6 protein-coding genes are annotated in these 4431 nt (G+C 66.8%); 2 read left to right on the forward strand and 4 right to left on the reverse strand.

Features of this window, described 5'->3' with window-relative positions:
• The 4 genes from BLR02_RS27895 to BLR02_RS27910 all read right to left on the reverse strand — a co-directional run.
• Positions 1–221, reverse strand: a 221-nt coding sequence (locus tag BLR02_RS27895) for a transposase (protein ID WP_176849886.1), incomplete at its 3' end; no start/stop codon positions are given.
• 41 nt (positions 222–262) lie between these two features.
• Positions 263–673, reverse strand: coding sequence for a CYTH domain-containing protein (locus BLR02_RS27900; RefSeq protein WP_090665459.1), 411 nt, complete (start codon positions 671–673; stop codon positions 263–265).
• Positions 674–1127: 454 nt separating this feature from the next.
• Positions 1128–1565: a DUF1772 domain-containing protein gene (locus BLR02_RS27905; RefSeq protein WP_090571156.1), complete on the reverse strand. Its 438-nt coding sequence runs from the start codon at positions 1563–1565 to the stop codon at positions 1128–1130.
• 325 nt (positions 1566–1890) lie between these two features.
• A complete protein-coding gene (locus BLR02_RS27910) occupies positions 1891–2931 on the reverse strand; it encodes a DUF808 domain-containing protein (protein WP_245705005.1) in 1041 nt (346 codons plus the stop codon).
• A 284-nt stretch (positions 2932–3215) separates the two neighbouring features.
• On the opposite strand from BLR02_RS27910, the gene BLR02_RS31255 reads away from it, so the two are divergent.
• Together BLR02_RS31255 and BLR02_RS30215 are read left to right on the forward strand one after the other, a co-directional pair.
• Positions 3216–4103 (forward strand): transposase, encoded by an 888-nt coding sequence (locus BLR02_RS31255; protein ID WP_218128104.1) that lies wholly within the window; start codon positions 3216–3218, stop codon positions 4101–4103.
• 101 nt (positions 4104–4204) lie between these two features.
• On the forward strand, positions 4205–4431 hold a 227-nt coding region (locus tag BLR02_RS30215), incomplete at its 3' end, for a hypothetical protein (protein ID WP_456303809.1).

Consider the following 4431-nt stretch of genomic DNA (forward strand, 5'->3'; position numbering starts at 1 on the left):
CGCAGCTCCACCGTCCCGGCCCGGGTCTGCCAGTCCCGCTCCCGATAGCCGTTGCGCTGGTTCACCCGCCCGGGGCTCCGCGCGCCATGCTCGGCGCCGCAGGCCCCCTCAGCATCCAGCTCCATCAGCCGATGGGCGGCAAAGCCAATCATCTCCCGAAGGAAAGTAGCATCAGAGCCCTTCTCCAGCAGCTCCCGAAGAGCGATCCTCTCATCGGTCATCGTGGCGTCCTTGGGTCAGAGTTGCGTGTCGCAACACAACCCTACCGAGGACTACCGCGATGGCCGCCACCGTTACGGCGACGACCTCCTACACCACACCCAGGGACGCGACCCACCAGCCCCGCTAGGATGCCCTCGTGGACGTCCACCTCCCAGATCATACCAGCGTGTGGCACTTGGAAGCGGGTCTTCTCGACGATGGGTCCGTCAGCGAGGGTGCCTAGCATTTCCTCGGCCTCCACGGTGGGGATCTCATACTCGTACTCGGCGCGCCGAAGGTCCGCCCGCGGGCCCTTCACGGTGAGCAGGCCGCGCTCTCCGTCGAGCCGCACGCGGACCTTGCCACTGCCGAAGCAGGCGATGAGACCGTCGCGCAGGCGGCTGCTGCCGATCGCTACTGTCCGCCACTCGTCGCTCGCTACCAAGAACTTGCGTTCGATCTCATAGGCCATACCGGCAGGTCCGCTTTCCCAGGGGCGGCGTAGTGCCACGAAACCCGACCCGAGCCCAAGGGCAAGGGCGCGCTGCGGTTCCGGCACCGTGCTTGCGCACCCTGGCATCTACGAAGACGTCCCACGCCGCGGCCGAGAAGTACGGCCCGGTGGGACCGGTCGCCATGGGAGGAAGGCGCGGCGCCGGGCCTCAGCCGGTCCATCATAAGGATCTGATCGAGGCCGTCCGCAGCGCATCACCGTTTCGACTTGCCATGGATATTATTTCAACGCCTGCTTCGAGTCCTGAACGCTGGCTTGCTCAGTGGAAGCCTTATCGCATGTGAACTGGCGCCCAAGTTCGTCGGGCAGAAAATGCATGCCATCAGTCGATTTCGGTTCTATGGCCGGTTCGGGTGGGCCCGGGCGGTGATACCCCGACCCGGCCTACCGCCGGGCTGGGTGGAGAGCGGACCTAAGGGGTGGCGAGGAAGCCGCAGGCGAACAGGAGGGAAGCGGCGGAGCCGAGTACGCTCCGGACGCCGTGCAGGTTACCCCAGCGACGCAGTAGGTCACGGCTTCTCGCCCCCGCTTCCTGCGGCGTCATCGCCATCAAGCGCTTGTTTACGGGCATGATAACCAACATCGTGAACGGCCAGTTTGCGAGCAGGAGCAGGCTCCCTGCCATCCACTGCCACTCGCGGGAGCCATACCAAGCCAGGAGCCCTGCGGCCCCTCCCAGCATGGCCAAGCCAGCCTGAATGGGCAGGGCGCGCTTGTAGCTGAGCTGCCACTGCGCGAGCAGGGGCGCGTCCTCCAGGCTCATCCGAGCGGGATGCTCGACGATACTGATGTAGAGCGCGGCCCCGGCAAAGAGGACCGCAATGACAAGGGCAACAAGGCTAGGGACCACCTGAATTCTCCTCTGGTTTGCTGTCAGGAGACGCGACCACGCCTGATGCGCCTTCCCGATATTGGTCGGGTTGACGCGGAGGCTGAGAAGAGCCCGTCCAAGGACGGGCGCAGGAGCTACCAACCTGCAACTCTATTTCCGGCTGGGCCATGATGCCGGATGCCGACCACCAGAGCACCATCTCGCAGGGCTGCTTCGGATCGAGTGCAGCAATAGGCCTTAAACGTTCGGCTTGGCGCGGGGCGGAGTGAAAGGTGCAGGTCCGCCCCGGATTGCTCCCCACTCAAGCCTAACCAGACCCTGCCGGCAGCCTTGGCATTCGCTATCAGCCGCCCGCCGCTCCGTGTCCCTTCGGCTCACGCCGGAACAGGCCGATCAGTGGCGACACAACAAACTGTACCACGGGGATCAGCACTGCGCCGACCAACAGTCCCACCACACCCGAACCCGCCGCCGTCGCCAGCCATTCCACGGCACCCGCAACCGCCGGCACCACGTCCGCTGCCGCGACAGCGGCGCTGTGGATTGCGTGCTCCACCCCCGGCACGCCGTAGGCCGCCAGCCCGTGCACGATGATGCCGCCGCCCACCCACACCATCGCCGCCGTGCCTACGATTGCCAGCACCCTGAGGAACCAGGGCATCCCGACCACCAGCCCGCGCCCGATCGCCTGCGTCACCGGCCGCACCGAGAGGTCGAAGTCGCTAGGTTGGCCAATTCGCCGGCGGAAGATCGCCGAGATCGGGCGCTCGCCGGCCGCCATCGCCAGCCCCGCGTCGTCCGCCTTCACGATCAGCGCCACCACGCCGTAAACACCCACCGTGATGCCGACGCCCACGATCGCCAGCACCACCGCCTGCTCCCACAGCGGCACGTCGGGTAGAGTGCCCAGCGTGATCGCCATGATCTCGGCCGACAGGATGAAGTCGGTGCCGATGGCGCCGCGAACCTTGGCGTCTTCCAGCGCCTTGGGGTTCTCCGGCGGTGCCAGCACCGCCGCCTCGTGCTGGCTGGCCCCGTGCGGCGCCACCGCGTGCCAGACCTTTTCCGCTCCCTCGTAGCAAAGGTAGGCCCCGCCCAGCATCAGCAGCGGCGTGATCGCCCAGGGCGCGAACAGGCTCAGAAGCAGCGCCCCGGGGAGGAGGAACAGCATCTTGTTCTTGAGCGATCCCCAGGCGATCCGTGCCACGATCGGCACCTCGCGCGCTGCGGCAAAGCCCACCACGTAGCGCGGCGTCACCGCCGCGTCGTCGATCACTACACCCGCTGCCTTAGTGCCTGCCTTGGTCGACTGTGCCACCACGTCGTCTAGCGAGGCCGCCGCGACCTTGGCCAGCCCGGCGATGTCGTCCAGCAGCGCGATCAACCCTGTGCTCAAGCGAAACTCCCCTGTGGCGTGCGTGCGCAGCCATCATGAACGATACGTAAGTTCGCTGCGACCCCGGGAGTTCGTATCGAAAGCGTCAGAATAGGGTCGCGGGCGGCGCTAGCCTCCCCGGCCAGGGGGTTATCGCTGTGTAGGGTGGGAAGCGGACATAGGTGATGCTGTTCGTCGAGGCTGCTCAGAATCTGAACGCGAAATAAGCAGCTAGGTTAGCTCGGGACCGACACGTTGGGCTGTGTGCCAGCCTACCCCACCATATTGGGCCGATGTCCAGCACTGGCATCCTGAACCCCGTTGACCTGCCGCCGGCGTTCGCCCGTCGCGTTCCCCGCCCCAGCCGCGGTGACGGCTGGAACATCCTGGCCGATGTGGAGGTGTTCGTCTTCGCCGTCGAGGCCGAGCTGGAGGCTATGGACCGCGAACGGGTCGGCGTGCACCGCCGTGGCCGCAAGCCGGATCTGAGCTTGCGGCGGCGGCTGATCGAGCTGATCTTGACGTTCGGCGGCATGCAGTGGCGCATCGCCGGCTGGCTCTCGGGCATTCCCTTCACCACGCTACACAGCACCTTCGCGCGCTGGTCCCGGCTGGGGCTGTGGCGCCGCCTCGGCCAGCGCTTGACTCTCGATTGGCGCCTGGCCCGCGACGACGAGGTGCTGCCCTCGGCGGTGGTGGCCGACAGTCGCTCGCTCCGCTCCGCCCCGAGCGCGGGGCATCGATGGCGGCAAGCTGGTCAAGGGCATCAAACTCTGCGTCATTTGCGACAAGCATGGATCCCTGCTCGATCTCGAGCTGCGCCCCGCCAACACGGACGACCGCGCGGGCATCCTGCCGACGCTGCCGAGACTGGCCGCGCTCGGCTTCCAGGGCGACCTTCTCGGCGACAGCGGCTTCAAGGGCGCACCCTTCGCCGCGGCGGCGCTCGAGCACGACATCCACGTCTCGGTCTCGCCCGGTGCACGCGGGACGGACGCTTGCTGCCGAGCGGGATCAGGTGGGTAGTCGAGCGGCTGTTCGCCTGGTTGAGCCGCTACCGGCGCCTCAACATCGTGTACGACCGTGCACCCGACCTTTTCGCCGCGCACGTCTGGATCGCAATGGTCTCCATCATCTCACGCCGGCTTGTCGCACAAACCCAGACGCAGAATGGGATCTAATCGCGGACAGCTTCTAAGCTCGAGTTTGGCCATTTCCGGGGTGAGGCGGCGGAGCGGGCGACGGGCTAAGGTGGAGGCGTCCTGGCCAGAGGACCGCCCCCATGTTGACCCTGCCGGCCCGCTTCGCCGCGGTGATCCTATGCTTCGCGCCGCTCCTCCAGCAACGGAGTTGGCGACATGCCGAGGTGCTGTTGGTTGGGGCGATCCTGGCGCCCGGCCGGCGTACGGTGAGCAGCATTCTGCGGATTAGCGGGCTCTGCCGGGAGCGGCGGTTTGTGAACTACCACCGCGTGCTAAACCGCGCCGCCTGGAGCGGACGAGCGGCAGC

The organism is Belnapia rosea, assembly GCF_900101615.1.
Lineage (GTDB): Bacteria > Pseudomonadota > Alphaproteobacteria > Acetobacterales > Acetobacteraceae > Belnapia > Belnapia rosea.